The 15,143-nt window shown below is 56.1% G+C and carries 17 protein-coding genes; 7 read left to right on the top strand and 10 right to left on the bottom strand.

From position 1 onward, the window contains the following. Positions 1–27: 27 nt before the first annotated feature. The 6 genes from tauD to murQ form a co-directional block, all read right to left on the bottom strand. Positions 28–876, bottom strand: a complete 849-nt coding sequence (tauD, locus tag CNE01S_RS15620; RefSeq protein ID WP_061277238.1) for a taurine dioxygenase — start codon at positions 874–876, stop codon at positions 28–30. Next, positions 873–1,700, bottom strand: a complete 828-nt coding sequence (tauC, locus tag CNE01S_RS15615; RefSeq protein ID WP_061277237.1) for a taurine ABC transporter permease TauC — start codon at positions 1,698–1,700, stop codon at positions 873–875. The genes tauD and tauC overlap by 4 nt, the downstream gene beginning before the upstream one ends. Then, positions 1,697–2,464: a taurine ABC transporter ATP-binding subunit gene (tauB, locus tag CNE01S_RS15610; protein WP_061277236.1), complete on the bottom strand. Its 768-nt coding sequence runs from the start codon at positions 2,462–2,464 to the stop codon at positions 1,697–1,699. Before tauB ends, tauC begins: the two co-directional genes overlap by 4 nt. 21 nt (positions 2,465–2,485) lie before the next feature. Further along, positions 2,486–3,460 carry a taurine ABC transporter substrate-binding protein gene (tauA, locus tag CNE01S_RS15605; RefSeq protein WP_061277235.1) on the bottom strand — a complete coding sequence of 325 codons (975 nt, stop codon included), beginning with the start codon at positions 3,458–3,460 and terminating at the stop codon, positions 2,486–2,488. 173 nt (positions 3,461–3,633) lie between these two features. Continuing rightward, the gene (gene murP, locus CNE01S_RS15600; protein WP_061277234.1) at positions 3,634–5,085 is read right to left on the bottom strand and encodes a PTS N-acetylmuramic acid transporter subunit IIBC; all 1,452 of its coding nucleotides are present in this window, start codon (positions 5,083–5,085) and stop codon (positions 3,634–3,636) included. Positions 5,086–5,087: 2 nt separating this feature from the next. Beyond that, the gene (murQ, locus tag CNE01S_RS15595; RefSeq protein ID WP_061277233.1) at positions 5,088–5,996 is read right to left on the bottom strand and encodes an N-acetylmuramic acid 6-phosphate etherase; all 909 of its coding nucleotides are present in this window, start codon (positions 5,994–5,996) and stop codon (positions 5,088–5,090) included. Between the two features lie 254 nt (positions 5,997–6,250). On the opposite strand from murQ, the gene CNE01S_RS15590 reads away from it, so the two are divergent. Together CNE01S_RS15590 and CNE01S_RS15585 are read left to right on the top strand one after the other, a co-directional pair. Next, positions 6,251–7,861 carry an FAD-NAD(P)-binding protein gene (locus tag CNE01S_RS15590; RefSeq protein ID WP_061277232.1) on the top strand — a complete coding sequence of 537 codons (1,611 nt, stop codon included), beginning with the start codon at positions 6,251–6,253 and terminating at the stop codon, positions 7,859–7,861. Between the two features lie 250 nt (positions 7,862–8,111). Then, complete coding sequence (locus tag CNE01S_RS15585) at positions 8,112–8,369, top strand: YjhX family toxin (RefSeq protein WP_061277231.1); 258 nt, start codon at positions 8,112–8,114, stop codon at positions 8,367–8,369. A 69-nt stretch (positions 8,370–8,438) separates the two neighbouring features. On the opposite strand, the gene CNE01S_RS15580 is transcribed toward CNE01S_RS15585, so the two are convergent. From CNE01S_RS15580 to CNE01S_RS15565, 4 genes are all read right to left on the bottom strand, one after another. Next, positions 8,439–9,167 carry a Fic/DOC family protein gene (locus CNE01S_RS15580; protein ID WP_061277230.1) on the bottom strand — a complete coding sequence of 243 codons (729 nt, stop codon included), beginning with the start codon at positions 9,165–9,167 and terminating at the stop codon, positions 8,439–8,441. Then, on the bottom strand, positions 9,164–9,421 hold the full coding sequence (locus tag CNE01S_RS15575; protein ID WP_218009453.1) for a hypothetical protein: 258 nt from the start codon (positions 9,419–9,421) through the stop codon (positions 9,164–9,166). Before CNE01S_RS15575 ends, CNE01S_RS15580 begins: the two co-directional genes overlap by 4 nt. A gap of 79 nt (positions 9,422–9,500) precedes the next feature. Next, positions 9,501–10,688: an anthrax toxin-like adenylyl cyclase domain-containing protein gene (locus CNE01S_RS15570; protein ID WP_245874360.1), complete on the bottom strand. Its 1,188-nt coding sequence runs from the start codon at positions 10,686–10,688 to the stop codon at positions 9,501–9,503. 134 nt (positions 10,689–10,822) lie between these two features. Then, the gene (locus tag CNE01S_RS15565; RefSeq protein WP_061277228.1) at positions 10,823–11,155 is read right to left on the bottom strand and encodes a YegP family protein; all 333 of its coding nucleotides are present in this window, start codon (positions 11,153–11,155) and stop codon (positions 10,823–10,825) included. Positions 11,156–11,372: 217 nt separating this feature from the next. Here CNE01S_RS15565 and CNE01S_RS15560 point away from each other — a divergent pair, with 217 nt between their 5' ends. The 5 genes from CNE01S_RS15560 to CNE01S_RS15540 all read left to right on the top strand — a co-directional run bounded on the left by CNE01S_RS15560 (position 11,373) and on the right by CNE01S_RS15540 (position 15,116). Further along, a complete protein-coding gene (locus CNE01S_RS15560; protein ID WP_425430198.1) occupies positions 11,373–12,071 on the top strand; it encodes a Crp/Fnr family transcriptional regulator in 699 nt (232 codons plus the stop codon). Between the two features lie 59 nt (positions 12,072–12,130). Next, positions 12,131–12,877: a nucleoside phosphorylase gene (locus CNE01S_RS15555; RefSeq protein ID WP_061277227.1), complete on the top strand. Its 747-nt coding sequence runs from the start codon at positions 12,131–12,133 to the stop codon at positions 12,875–12,877. A 2-nt stretch (positions 12,878–12,879) separates the two neighbouring features. Beyond that, a complete protein-coding gene (pnuC, locus tag CNE01S_RS15550; RefSeq protein ID WP_061277226.1) occupies positions 12,880–13,596 on the top strand; it encodes a nicotinamide riboside transporter PnuC in 717 nt (238 codons plus the stop codon). A gap of 471 nt (positions 13,597–14,067) precedes the next feature. Next, complete coding sequence (gene sodC / locus CNE01S_RS15545; protein WP_061277225.1) at positions 14,068–14,595, top strand: superoxide dismutase family protein; 528 nt, start codon at positions 14,068–14,070, stop codon at positions 14,593–14,595. After that, positions 14,592–15,116: a DUF3455 domain-containing protein gene (locus tag CNE01S_RS15540; RefSeq protein ID WP_061277224.1), complete on the top strand. Its 525-nt coding sequence runs from the start codon at positions 14,592–14,594 to the stop codon at positions 15,114–15,116. Before sodC ends, CNE01S_RS15540 begins: the two co-directional genes overlap by 4 nt. The last annotated feature ends 27 nt before the right edge of the window (positions 15,117–15,143 follow it).

The raw sequence follows: 15,143 nt of genomic DNA, 5'->3' as shown, positions 1-15,143 counted from the left end.
CGCCTGATATTAGGCGCTATTTTTTTATCAACTTCGCCAGAAAGGCTTATCACCTAAAATAGTCGCGCGGTGCATGATGCGACGAGCCGGGAGATAATCGGCGTTGGCATAATGCTGGGTGACGCGGTTATCCCAGATGGCAATATCGTTTTGCTGCCAGCGCCAGCGCACCTGGAACTCCGGCTTGGTGATGTGGGCAAACAGGAAGCCCAGCAGCGCCTCGCTCTCTTTTTCCGTCAGGTTAACAATACGCGTGGTAAAGCCTTCATTGACGAACAGCGCCTGCTTGCCGCTGACCGGATGAGTACGAATCACCGGATGGCGCATCGGCGGGTTCTTCGCCACGGCCTCGCGCCAGCGCTGGTGCTCAACTTCGTTGTGGGAATACTTGTACTCCTGGAACGATTTGCGGAAGTCATGTTCTGCCTCCAGCCCGGACAGCAGCTTTTTAAACGGCTCGGACAGCGCTTCATAAGCAGCAATACCGCTGGTCCACAGCGTATCCCCGCCGGTTTCCGGCAGCTGTTTCGCCGCCAGAATCGCCCCGGCAGGTGGCTTTTCAATAAAGGTCACGTCGGTGTGCCAGTTGTCGTTATCCGGTGGATTATCATTGTGGGTATCCAGCACGATAATTTCTTCCACACCTTCGGCATGCGGGTAAACCGGGTGAATGTGCAGGTCGCCGAATCTCAGAGCCAGCGCGCGCTGCTGAGAAGGCGTTATCTCCTGCTCACGGAAGAACAGCACCTGATGACGGATCAACGCGTGGTAAATCTGCTCGAACTGGTTATCGCTCAGGCCGCGTGTTAAATCCACGCCGCTGACCTGTGCCCCTATGTACGGCCCCAATGGCTTAACGTTCACTTTTTCACTCATTGCCCTTCTCCATGCCACGGGGTCAGGCGACGCTGTAGCGCCCGCAGCCCCAGTTCTAAACAAAACGCGATGACGGCAATTACGCCGATCCCGGCCAGTACCACATCCGTTGCCAGAAACTCACCGGCCGACTGCACCATAAAGCCCAGCCCGCGCGTGGCGGCGATGAGCTCTGCGGCCACCAAAGTGGACCAGCCTACGCCCAGCCCAATGCGGAAGCCGGTCAGAATTTCAGGCAGCGCACCCGGCAATATCACATGCCAGATGACCTGCAAACGAGACGCGCCCAGCGCCTGAGCGGCGCGAATACGTACCTGCTTCGCACTGCGCACGCCCGCCATAGTGGACATCGCCACCGGCGCAAAAATCGCGAGGTAAATCAGCAGAATTTTGGAGGTCTCGCCGATGCCAAACCAAATCACCATCAGCGGCAAATAGGCCAGCGGCGGCACCGGGCGGTAAAGCTCGATCAGTGGATCAAGAATGCCGCGCACGGTGGTACTGAGCCCCATCGCAATCCCCACCGGAATACCGATCAGTACCGCAGCGGCAAGCGCGGTAAGAATGCGCCCCAGGCTGGCAGCCAGGTGCTGCCACAGCGTGGCGTCCATAAAGCCCTGTGGCCCGGCAATGGTAATCAGCTTCGCCAGCACCTGCCCAGGCGGCGGCAGAAACAGCGGGCTGACCCAGTGCTGTGCCGCTACCCACCACCACAGCAGCACCAATACGACCAGCGTGGTTGCGCTCAGAGTGAGCTGACGAGAAAACGGCCAGCGCAGCGTAAGGCGGCGGCGCACAGGTTTGTCCTGAATGACTACGCTCATAAGAAGCCCTCCCGCTGTTCGAACACGCGGTTCAGCACGTATTCGCGCTTCGCGATAAATTCAGGGTCAGATTTGATGCTGCGGCACGGCTCTCCGTCGGCGAAACGACGCCCGAAATCAAGCTGCAAACGCTCCAGCACGCGGCCAGGGCCGGGTGACAGCAACACTAACTCCGTCGCCAGAAATACCGCTTCCTCAATGTCATGAGTAATCAGCAGCACCTGGCGGCGGCTTTCGTGCCACAGTTTCAGCAGCAGGGTTTGCATCTGCTCGCGGGTAAAGGCATCCAGCGCCCCGAAGGGTTCGTCCAGCAACAAAAGCTGAGGCTTTGTTGCCAGCGCGCGGGCGATGCCCACCCGCTGCCGCTGCCCGCCGGAAAGCTGCCAGATGGCGTTTTTCGCCTTATCTTCCAGCCCAACCTTACGCAGCATGTCGAGCGCAATCTCTTCCCGCTCGGGCTTAGCCTGCCCGGCAAGCTGCAGCCCGAAGGCCACGTTATGCAGTACCGAGCGCCAGGGCAGCAGCCCTTCGTTCTGGAAAACGACCCCGCGCTCGGCGCCAGGGCCCTCAACCGTTTTACCCTGCAGCGTAATACTGCCGGAGTAATAGGGGACGAAACCGGCGATCAGGTTAAGCAGCGTCGTCTTACCGCAGCCGGAAGGGCCGAGCACCACCAGCAGCTCGCCCTCATCCACCGTCAGATTAATGTCGTCGAGTACCGCTTTACCGCCGTACTCCGCGCTGAGATGCGAAACCTGTAGCATCGCCGTGCCTCCTGTTAACTGTTACTGCGCCAGCGGTTTCACAAAGCGGTCGGTCACAAACTGGCTATAGTCGGCTGCTACCGCAGGTACTTTGCCCTGCTCTTTCAGGAAGTGCGCTGTATCGACGATAGCTTTATTCACCGGGCCGCTAAGCTGCTCGACCTGCTGTTTGGCCGTCAGGTAGGTATTGCCTTTCACCAGCCCAGGGACGTCGGTTTCCGGCACGCCGCTCAGGCGCGAGAGCTTGCTCAGGTTGTCCGGCTGCTTGAGCCACTGTTCCGGGTTGTCGATGTAGCCTTTCTGGGCCGCAATGGCGCTGCGGGCAAAGGCGGTGACGACATCAGGATGTTTTTCGGCGAAATCTTTACGCACCACCCACACGTCGAGCGTTGGGGAGCCCCATTTGCCCACCTGCGCAGAGTCCGTCAGCACGTTGCCGTCCTTTTCCAGCTCATTCACTGCCGGAGCCCAGACATAGGCGGCGTCGATATCCCCGCGTTGCCAGGCGGCAATAATTGCCGGAGGCTGAAGGTTGAGGATTTGAACCTGATCCGGCTTGATGCCCCAATGTTTGAGGGAAGCCAGCAGGCTGTAATGGGTGGTGGAGATAAACGGCACGGCGATACGTTTGCCGATTAAATCCTGCGGCGTTTTGATGGCTTTTTTGACCACCAGCGCTTCGGAGTTACCGAGCTGGGAGGCCAGCAGGAAAACTTCAATCGGCACGTTCTGGCTGGCGGCAACGGCCAGCGGGCTGGAGCCGATATTACCGATTTGCACATCGCCCGATGCCAGGGCTCGCACCACGCTCGCGCCGCTGTCGAACTTACGCCATTCCACTTTCGCCCCGCTGTCTTTGGCAAAAGCGTCATCGGCTTGCGCCACTTTGGCGGGTTCGGCGGAGGTTTGGTACGCCACGGTGACGTCCACCGCGTGGGCCTGAGCCGCAATAAGGGCCAGTGCAACCAGCCAGAGTGAGTGTCGTTTTGCTGCCATGATTCTGCTCCTGTCTCGGGGGAGAGAGCAGTATTTCCAACGGCAACGATTCCATAAAAGAATAAAAAATTATCGCTAATGCTTTTCTGTCCTTAGAAAAAAAGTGGGTAACGATAGCTGTGAGGTGGGAATAATGCCGCCCGCAGAGCGCGGGCGGGCAGAGTTATATTAACTTAAGTTAAATCAACGTTCTTGCTGCCAAAGCACCAGGTCATGATAAAACCGGCGGCGTAGGCGATAACAATCCCGGCGACGTAAACCGCCATCCCGGCGAAGATCCCCTGACTTGAGGTCATCAGCGGAATCGACACTAACCCGGACGGGCCAAAGACGGTATTCAGCCCGACGGGCAGCCCGAGCCAGGCCACCAGCCCGATGAAGAACCCGCCGATACCGCCGCCGATACAGGCGGTGATAAACGGCTTAAGGCGCGGCAGCGTCACGCCGTAAATCAACGGCTCGCCGATGCCCAGCAGGCCGGGAATAATGGCCCCTTTGATTTGTGTACGCAGCACCGAGCCTTTCGGCGAGCGGGCAAACAGGGCCAGCGCCGCGCCCACCTGCCCCGCACCGGCCATCGCCAGAATCGGGAACAGCGAGTTGAATCCCTGGGCATCCATCAGTGCGAAATACACCGGGACAAAGCCCTGGTGGATACCAAACACCACGGCAATCAGGAACAGCCCGGCCAGAATCGCCGTCCCGAACGGGTTGCCGTTCAGGTGCATAAACAGCCACGACATGCCTTTGAACAGCTCACCGCCGAGGGGCATGATCGCCACAAAAGTGATAGCCCCGGTGATCAGCAAGGTGATCGTCGAGGTCAGGATCATGTCCAGGTTATCCGGGATCATCCGCCGCACCTGGCGTTCGATCCACGCACCCAGAATACATGCCAGCAGCACGCCAATGATGTTGCCACGCGGGTCGATTGTCAGCCCAAAGAAGGTATCCATCCCCGCGTAATAGCCGACTTTGCCTTCCGGCACGTAGCGCAGAATAAACAGCGAGGCGATGATGGCCCCGTTCACGCCGGTGCCGCCGAAGGCCTTCTGGGTATTGAAGCCAATCAGAATGCTCAGGAAGGTAAACAGCCCGATGCTGAACACCTTCATATAGGCAATAAGCTGGGTCAGCCACACCGCAGGAGTTGTGCCTTCCACCACCAGCGTTTGCTGCAGCAGCGTGGCAATCCCCAGCAGCAGCCCGGCGGCAATAAATCCCGGGATCAGCGGCGTGAAGATAGTGGCAAACTTAGTGAGGAAGTTATGCACCGCGCTGTTCTGCTTCGCCTTCATCTGCTTTTTGTTCTGGCTGGCGAGCGCGGCCAGATCCGCACTGTCGCCGTTCTCCGACTCGCTTTGCCCACCCTGCTTCAGCATCGAATTCATCAGCTCGCTGGCGGTTTGCGCTTTGCCGGGGCCGAGAATGATCTGCAGCTGATCGTCGCCGTTGACCACGCCCATCACGCCGGGAATTTTTTTCAGTTCGTCGTGCTGAACGAGATCTCTGTCTTTGAGCGTCAGCCTGAGGCGCGTCATACAGTTGCCACAGACAAGGATATTGCCGCTGCCGCCCGTCAGGCGCAGGACTTGTTCCATCATCGAGCCGGTGATTTTCGCCATAGCTATCCGTTTAACCCCTGCAATGCTTTACGTATAAAGCCCTGATTTTTTGCCAACAGCTCGCTGGCCTCTGCGGCAGACAGGCCGCTCAGCAGCATGAAGATCGCCGTTTTACAGTGCCGGTGGCAGGCATTGAGCGCCTCTTCTGCCTGCTCAGGGCTGGAATCGGTAGCCTCAACCACGATATTAATCTGGCGCTGAATCAGCTTGGCGTTGGTGGCTTCCACGTCCACCATCAGGTTGCCGTAGACTTTGCCGCTGCGAATCATCGACCCGGTGGTGATCATATTCAGGATCAGCTTTTGCGCCGTGCCTGCCTTCATGCGTGAAGAGCCGGTAACGACTTCGGGGCCGACCACGGGTTCGATGGCGATATCTGCCGCCAGGCTCATTTCGCTGCCGGGATTACAGGAGATTGCCGCGACGGTGGCGCCCACACTTTTTGCATAGGCCATGGCGCCGAGTACGTACGGCGTACGGCCGCTGGCGGCAATGCCCACCAGCACGTCACGCGCGCTGAAGTTCAGGTTCCGCAGATCCTGCTCGCCCATTTCACGGCTGTCTTCGGCGTTTTCCACCGCCTGCAGAATGGCCGGATGCCCGCCGGCAATCAGGCCGACCACCTGCTCGCGCGGGGTGCCAAAAGTTGGCGGACACTCACTTGCATCCAGAATACCCAGTCGGCCTGATGTCCCTGCGCCGCTGTATATCAGCCTGCCGCCCTGGGCGAACGCGGCCACCACTTGATCGACGACCTGAGCCACCTGCGGCAGCGTCGCCTCAACCGCCACCGGCACCTGTTTGTCTTCGTTATTGATAACTTTGAGCATGTCTAAAGTGGGCAGCGTATCGATTTCCACGCTCGCCGTATTGCGGCTCTCGGTGACCAGTTTGGTTAAATTAATCTTCATCGGGACATCCATTAGTGTGTTCTGCTGTGCATAGTATGGAATATTTTATTCCTTTGGTGTGATAAATATCACGAGATAAGGCTTATATTAATAACAAAGCCAGACACAGCAATGGAATAAATTATTCCAACATCTTGAAAGATAATGCCCTGGCTCAATATCCATTTTCTACCACACTTATCAGAAAGGGTTTTGCTTCCACGTGAAAATCCGGCGCTAACGGGCGCGATAACAATAATGATGAGTGAGCCTCGATGAAAAAGGTAGCGATTATCGGCGCAGGGCCAACGGGAATTTATACCCTTCTCGCCCTGGTCAAAAGCACCCCTCCGCTGGCCATTTCAATATATGAGCAGGCGCGGGAGGCGGGTATCGGAATGCCCTACAGCAACGAGGAAAACTCGCGGATGATGCTGGCGAATATCGCCAGTATTGAAATCCCCCCTGTTATTTCCTCCTATATTGACTGGTTGCGCAGGCTGAGTGAAAGCCGCCTCGCACGCTATGGCGTTGAGCGTGGCTCCCTGCACATTCGTCAGTTTCTGCCGCGAATTCTGCTTGGCGAGTATTTTCGCGACCAGTTTTTGCAGCTTGTTGCTCAGGCAAAACAGCGGGGTTTTACCGTAGAAGTCCATGAATCCTGTCAGGTAACCGACCTGAAGGCTACGCCGGAAGGTGCACAGCTGTGGGCCAGGGGGCAGCCTGTCGCAGAGCATTTTGATCTCGCCGTTATCGCCACCGGCCACGTCTGGCCAGAAGAAAGCAAATCCACACCAACTTTCTTTCCCAGCCCCTGGTCAGGGTTGATGGAAGCCAGAATTCCACCCTGTAAAGTCGGCATTTTGGGCACCTCGCTCAGCGGAATCGACGCCGCGATGGCCGTAGTGATACAGCATGGTGAGTTTGTACAGACAGATGACGGACACCTTGAATTTCTACTCGATGAAGGCAGCGAAGGGCTGGAGATCGTCTTGATGTCACGCTCGGGGATCCTGCCAGAAGCTGATTTTTACTGCCCGCTCCCCTATGAACCTTTATGCATCGTCACCGCGCAGGCGGTGGAAAAAGAGATTACCGCGGGATCAGAGGGCCTGCTCGACAGGATCTTCCGTCTGATGGCGGAAGAACTTGAGCTAGCCGACCCGTCGTGGAGCAGGTTGATCGGACTGAGCACGCTGGATGCAGACAGTTTTGCCCACGCCTGGTTTGCCGATCGCCGTAAAAACGATCCTTTCCGCTGGGCCTATGCCAACCTGATTGAAGTTGAGCGCAACAAGCGCGACAGGCGAACGGTGCCCTGGCGTTATGCCATTCTGCGACTGCATGAAGCCGTCCAGGACATCGTTCCTTATCTTAATGAAGAAGACAGTAAGCGCTTCCACGCGGGCATTGCGCGAGTGTTTATCGATAACTATGCGGCCATCCCATCGGAATCAATCCGCCGCCTGCTGGCCCTACGTGAAGCGGGATTAATCACTATATTAGCGCTGGGGCAGGACTATAAAATGGACGTCGAAGAGAGCCAGACGTCGATCGTCGCAGAAGGGAAAAGCCGGAGGTTCGATGTATTTATCGATGCGCGGGGGCAAAAGCCGCTGCAAACCAGAGATCTGCCGTTTACCTCACTAAGGCATCAACTAGAGGCCTGCGGTGATGAGATCCCGGACATCGGTGATGACTATACGCTGCTCTCACCCGAGTGCGCTCGCGGGCACATCGCGTTTGGTGCGCTACCTTACCTGATGCATGACCAGCCTTTTGTGCAAGGTCTTACCGAATGCGCAGCGATTGGAGCGGCCATTGCGAAGGCAATGGCAGAGCAGCCCTCACGAACGCGCAGGCGTTTACGCTGGAGCGAACTTTAACCAAGCGTGTTGCAGGATATTACAGATGAAATAATAATCAGATTATTCCCCCATAGTTTTTCTATGTTATTATCCGCCCGTTTCCTCAACCGAAGTCACTCAGAGGCCTGATGCTGGAGAATGTAATCATCAGATAATCAGCTCCCCGCCCATCAAAGGACGGACTGATTATCACTGCGCTTAATCCGTATGCGAACACACGCGTTGTGTTGGCACGTTTTGCACATGATGATGAAAAGGCTTTTCCAGTATGAATTTATCCCGTCAGGAACAACGTACCCTTCACGTTTTAGCGAAAGGGGGACGCATCGTTCACACCCGCGACAGCTCTGGCCGCGTCACCACCGTTGAATGTTATACCCGCGAAGGGTTGCTGCTCAGCGACTGCACGCTGGCCGTGTTCAAAAAACTCAGAACCAAGAAGCTGATTAAATCCAGCAATGGGCAACCGTACCGGATCAACACCACCGGGCTGAACAACGTTCGCGCCCAGTTGGATAACCGGTAGTACCAAAAAATGCCTCTGCTCTGCAGGGGCATTTCACGCATTGTCTGGCGGATGTATTAAGGTGCAGCGCTAACGGGAGCGATAGGTTTGATAGATGATTTGAACTTCTGGATCGTTAAGGCTTCCGTAGCTGACGTTTTCTTTATCCAGCCCATCTAACCCACGAATTTCGCCGATAATCTGCGGCCAGTCTTCACGACGTGAAATAGGCACGATATAAGGCTCGAGGTATTTATCCAGGTGCCTGCCGCCGGGCTCGTTGATTTCATGGCTCAGTGCCTGTAAATACTCATCCTTATTGGTTTGCCCCCAGTGAATGGCAAAACCAGCCCGAAAAGCCAGTTCCATAAATACCAGCAAAAGAGTTCGACCGTTACCATCAAGGAACGGGTGGGCAAAAGCCAGTAACCCCATAACTTCCCGCGGCTTTTGAAGAAAGCTGTCATGATTACCTGCAAGCGAAAGGGCATACTCACACGCCCGGCGGATGAGGGCCGGTTGCTCAAAAACGGTATGACGCGGGTTATCACTGGAACCTTTGAAAACGGCAAGTTTGGGGACGAGTTCATATCTGTCCTTCCCTGCCCAGGGATAAAAATCGGAAAACAGAATTTGATGAACACTAAGAATGGAATTGTAGTTAATGACTTTCTGACTGGACAAAAAGTTGAGAGCATCTGGAAGGCTCAATTCAAACGCAAGATGTTCAGATCTCTTGATTTTTTCAGGATCTTTTAATTGCAGTGAATTTCGAAGATAGCCAGCGGTAGAGAAATCGCCGAAAGGATCAAAGCTCATACACTGAGTTTCTTGCCAGCCGCCCCCTGCTCGTGAAAGTAACGCCCCTGCAGCTCAAGCGCTTCTGCTTTACTGAGGATCCCTTCACGTTTCAGATTCACAAGCAACTGCTCAACGTTGTCGAGCTCAACAACATCGTCCGAGAGGCGGGTGATGACAACGGCCATGCTGCTTGCTTCATCACGCCAGGCAGTAACATTATTGTCTTCAGCCATTTGTTTAACGTAGCTGGCTACACCATCGAGCATTTGCATGACCATTAAACTCTCCTCATTTATTGCTCAAATTTTAGCACAGCAGGCTAGTAATGTCTTCCATGGTGCGGTATCAACGCTACCGTACCGGCCTTGCTAACTGCGCTGCCTCCAGCGTCAGTTTCGCGGCGGTAAACCTGTCGCTGCGCACGCTAAGCACCTCTTTTTCCCACAACGGATTCAGCGGCACGTGGTAGCCCGCGTTCTTGGCCTGCAGCACCAGCTCCGCGAGATCGTCTTTATTCTCAATGATGCACAACGGTTCGAAGCGCCCGATTTTACCCGGCAATGCGAACGTGGCCGGGTAGTTGCTTTCCGGATCGGTGACAGGGTTAGCGCTGTCCGTCGCGTGATGCACCACTTTTTCGCCCTCTCCCACCAGCGCCTGGTTCAGCACGCCGATCATCCGACGGGCGCGCTCGCTCGTGTTGCCTGTTTCCTCGTCGCTCTTGCGGTAGAAGCTTGCCGGGTCGTCATAGTCCCCGCGCAGCGCCTGATGCTCCGGCAGCGTGCGGTAGTTTTCCAGCCGCTGGCGAAACACCTGATGGGACACATCCGGCACCTGTAAATTGTCTTCCGGCCCTAACTCGCTGACGTGCGGGGCAATAACCATCAGGTCATAATCTGCAGTAAAGGGCCTGGCTTCTGTATTCGGAGCAAGCACCTGCAGAGGCGCGCCGTGATGAGAGATCCGGTAACGCGCTTCTCCACTGCCCGGCAGACGCCGGGCTTCAAACGCATAAGGCTCCCCGCCTGGCCCGCAGGCCCTGAGATGACTCACGCCGCCGGTATTCTCCGGCGAGAGCTTGTCGATAAGCCCTTGCTCAAACAAGTCGTGCAGGCGGCTTTGGGAAACCTCTAGCGGCACGGCGACAGCATGCCCTTCGGCGATACAGGCCTGCGTCTGCAAGTTGAATTTCGTGATTCGCTCGGGCGAGGCGTTCTCCAGCTTGCTGAAACTCTGCTCCACGCAGATAAACCCCGCCTGCGGCCCCCACGAGGCGCTTTTTCCCTTGATGTGAAAACCTTTGGTCGGATGCCCGGCCTCAATCAGCGCCGTTGCCAGCTTGTCCACCGGGCGAACGCCAATGATGCAGTTGTGTTCCGAGGCGACTTTTTGAAGTGGGATAAGGTGTGCAGGCACGAGGCCGGTTTTATCTTTGATTTGCGAGACAAGCTGCCGCAGATCCGTGCCGGGGATTTCATTCTCTGCAGACAGGTGAAGTTCCGCATGGCGATATGCCGCAGGGGTTGATTCAACTTTCATTTTTACGGCCAGGCTCCCGGCGATAAACAACAAGCCATTGAGGCTGCGGCCGGGAAAAGGCGGCCGGGGCAGCATCACGCGAAAACATCACCCAGGTGAATGCTCGCGGATTGCCCCGCCGCCCCTGGTTCCTGTTAAGTCTTATCTTTCACCGTTTCGGTTCCACCGTTATTTTTCACCGAGGCAATGCCTTTATCCCTGGATTGCTCCGTGGCGTACATCTGGCTGGTGCCAATCACCTGATGATTCCCGGCCTTGAGGTTAAAGTAGAACTTCCCGTTGCTGGCGACCTTCTTGTCGAAGCGTTCATCCAGCGGGCTGTTGGTGCGCACGGAGGCGATGCCGTTGTCCGCCGAGGCGCGGGTTTTATACAGCTCGCTGGTGAGCACCACTTCCCCGTTGCCCGCCTTGAGCACAAACTTGAACTGCCCGTCGCTGCTTTTGCTTAATTCGAACCAACCAGACATGTTAACTCCTTGATTAAAATCATAAACAGTTAATAGATTGGGTGAGCTTCAAAAACAGTATGTACGAAAAACAAACAGATCGCCCACTCCGCCCGCGCATCGGCGGGACAAATGTCCCGGCAACGATACGGATTTCAGATCCCGCTGGCAGTTTTCACGCTAATCTGTGGGCAACGCGGGACGGGCGTCCTGTCCTTATTTGACGGGAAATTTTATAGTGAACAGCATGAAAAACGAGAGCAGACCCGGCGACTGGCTCAGCGTCATTGAAAGAGTGACCGGCGACCCAGCGCTGTATGAGCTGCTGAAGTATTGCCCGCTGGATATTCTGCGCAGCTGGCAGCTAAAACATTACCCTCGCGGCTCGCTGATTTTTCGCCAGGGGGAAATTTGCGATGAATTCCACCTGATCGTTAAAGGGGAAATAGACGTTTTCACTACCGCCGACGACGGGCGAAAATACTCCCAGGCGCGCTATAAAAAAGGCGACATGCTGGGCGAGCTGGAAATCTTCGAGCGACGGCAATACATCTGCTCGGTCGAAACGGTTAGCGACGCGGCGTTATTAGTGCTGACGCGGGAAGAGTTTATTCGCTGGCTGGGGTTAGACAATTACTTTAATCAAAAAATATTACAGGCCGTCAGCGATCAATATTATCAGCTGTCCAAAAAAGCCGGAGAAGACATTCTTTATTCGTTACATCAGCGTATTTGCCTGGTGCTGTGGCAGAAATACCAGCAAATACAGGGCAACATCCCGCTTAATAAACAGCAATTAAGTGAACAATTTGCGGTGGCTCCGCGCAGCATTAACCGCATTTTATCCGAACTGCGGGAAGACAATATTATTGCGATTCACGGCGAGCAGATTCAGGTTCTCGACCCTCAGCGCCTGCGTCAGTACGCCGAACATTAAATAACAGCAGTAAATCCTGGGCCCGTTTACAGGGCTCGTTTAACACCAGGTAAAACATCATGACCCAACTCCAGCCCCATATCCGGCTCAGCCGGGAGATGACGCACGCCCGTTATGCGCTCCTGCCGGGCGATCCTAAACGCGTGGAACACGTCGCTCAGTTTCTGGAAAACGTAGAAGACTTCGGCAGCAACCGGGAATATCGCGCCCTGCGCGGCTGGTTCCGTGGGGTGGAAGTGCTGGTGATGTCCACCGGCATGGGCGGGCCTTCTACCGCCATCGCCGTGGAAGAGTTGCGCCAGATTGGCGTCACCAACCTGATTCGCATTGGCAGCTGCGGGGCGATGCAAAACCACATCCGCCTCGGTGACCTCGTCATCGCCACCGCCGCCGTGCGGGACGACGGCACCAGCAATATGTACATCGCCAAAGGCTACCCGGCCTGCGCGGACATCGGCCTAGTGCATCACCTCGCTCAACAGGCCAAACGGCTGGGCTACGCCAGCCACTGCGGCTACGTGCGCAGCCACGACAGCTTCTATACCGAACGCGAAGATGAGATTAACCAGTTCTGGTCCGGCAAGGGCATTCTCGCCGCGGATATGGAAACGGCGCCGCTAATGGTAGTCGGCGCGCTGCGCGGCCTGCGCATTGCCTCCGTGCTGAACGTCGTGGTCGAACACAGCGGCAATCTGGAAGAAGGCATTAACAACTACCAGCAGCAGGAACAGTCCTGCCTGCAGGGTGAATCCCGCGAGATCTTACTCGCCCTCGAAGCGCTCTACCTTGACAGCCAGGAGCAGTAATCATGGATTTCTTCAGCATTAAGAATGTGATGGTCACCATTCCGCTCGGCGAAGGCGGCTACGCGCTCTCGTGGATCGAGGCCATCGGCACCGTTTTCGGCCTGCTCTGCATCTGGTTCGCCAGCAAAGAGAAAATCATCAACTACCTGTTCGGCCTGATTAACGTCACACTGTTTGCGGCGATCTTCTTCCAGATCCAGCTTTACGCCAGCCTGCTGCTGCAGGTGTTCTTCTTCGCCGCCAACCTTTACGGCTGGTACGCCTGGAGCCGCCAGAACGAAGCCAACGAGGCCGCCCTGAAGATCCGCTGGCTGCCGCGCAGCAAGGCGTTCACGCTGGTGGCGGTGTGCCTGGTCGCCATCGCGCTGATGACCTTCTTTATCGACCCGGTCTTCGCCGTTCTGACCCGCATTGCGGTGGGCATTATGCAAAGCCTCGGCGTGGCGGTTGAGATGCCTCAGCTGCAGCCGGATGCCTTCCCGCTGTGGGATTCCGCGATGCTGATCCTGTCGATTGCCGCGATGGTGCTGATGACGCGTAAATATGTCGAGAACTGGCTGTTGTGGGTAATTATCGACGTGATTAGCGTGGTGATTTACGCCATTCAGGGCGTGTATGCCATGTCGCTGGAATACATCCTGCTGACGGCAATTGCGGTGATGGGCTCTATGGCGTGGATTAAGAGCGCCCGAATGATTGGCTCCCGGCCGCTGGCTTAAATCTTTTTATTCACTTCAAGGGCCGCTAAGCGGCCCTTTTGCTATTCGGATATATCTTATTTATCAAGCCACATGAAAATTAAGGGCTTTTTAAAAATCTCGCGATTTTCAGCGACCGTATTCAACCCGCTCAGCGCAATCATCTATGCTTTATCTAAGGCATAGCAGCCAAATAATTTTTAACGATCGTTAGCCGGTCGTTTGCACTCTCTCTTATCACCGTTAAATACGCTTTCTTTTTCATTCAGGCCTCTCCCTTTAATCGTTCCCGACCACAGGATAAGCTCATGAAAATATTGTTTTTAAAAATCTTCACGCTGAATTTCAACCCACAATTTTACCTATCAGAGCAATCAAACACGCCGCAAAACGGTTTGTTATAACCAGCTTGCTGCCGCGCATAAGCCCGCAGCACAAAATTTTGCGACATCTGTCTCTTTGCATCATCCGATAAAAATACAGGGTTAAACGATGAACACGTTAAAAACGCTAAAACTGACGCTGTGTATTACCGCCCTCGCCTGTACCGGGCTGGCGCAGGCCGCCACCGTGACCATGAACACCGTGGATGCCAAAGGCACTTCAACGCCAGCGGGCACCATTGAATACCACGCCACCCAATATGGCGTGGTCTTTACGCCAAACCTGAAAGGCCTGCCGCCGGGCATTCACGGCTTCCACGTGCACACTAATCCGAACTGCGGCCCCGGCATGCAGGACGGCAAAATGGTGGCAGGCCTGGCGGCTGGCGGCCACTTAGATCCAGCCCACACCGGCAAACACGAAGGCCCGTGGGGCAACGGCCACCTCGGCGACCTGCCTGCGCTGTACGTCGACAGCGACGGCACGGCAACCTACCCGGTGCTGGCTCCTCGCCTGCGCATGTCTGACCTCAAAGGCCACTCGCTGATGATCCACGCCGGCGGTGACAACCACTCTGACCACCCCGCGATGCTCGGCGGCGGCGGAGCGCGTATGGTGTGCGGAGTAACGTCATGAGCAAGCGCTTCTTAACGATGGCGTGTTTCGCGCTGATGGCAGGCGGGCTTCCGGCCCTGGCAAACGCGGCAGAGACTTCCATCGACGCGCCAAAAGGCGAGCACCTACAAACCGAACTTTATGCCCGTGGCGTGCAGATCTACCGCTGCGCGGCGGCGGACGCAGAAGCGATAACCGGGAGCTGGGTGTTCCAGGCCCCGGAAGCCGACCTGTTCAGCGACAAAGGCCTGAAGCACCTCGTCGGCAAGCACTTCGACGGCCCGCACTGGCAGGCCACGGACGGCAGCGTGGTCGCCGGAACGCTCAGCGCCACTCGCCCGTCGAAAGATAAAGGCTCGATTCCGTGGCTGCTGCTAACCGGTACTTCCGAAGCGCAGCCAGGCCTGTTCGCCAACGTGAGCAGCATCCAGCGCGTGGACACGCGCGGTGGCGTAACCGGCGCAACGATATGCGACCCGGCAACGTTTGGCGCAACGCTGAAAGTGCCTTATACGGCGACTTATCGGTTTTATACGAAGTAGCGGCATGCAAAGTCCTGGCCGGGAGGC

This window comes from Cedecea neteri NBRC 105707 = ATCC 33855, from assembly GCF_001571265.1.
Classification (GTDB): domain Bacteria; phylum Pseudomonadota; class Gammaproteobacteria; order Enterobacterales; family Enterobacteriaceae; genus Cedecea; species Cedecea neteri.
Note: the sequence above shows the minus strand (reverse complement) of the source record. Positions and strands in the feature narration are given on the sequence as shown.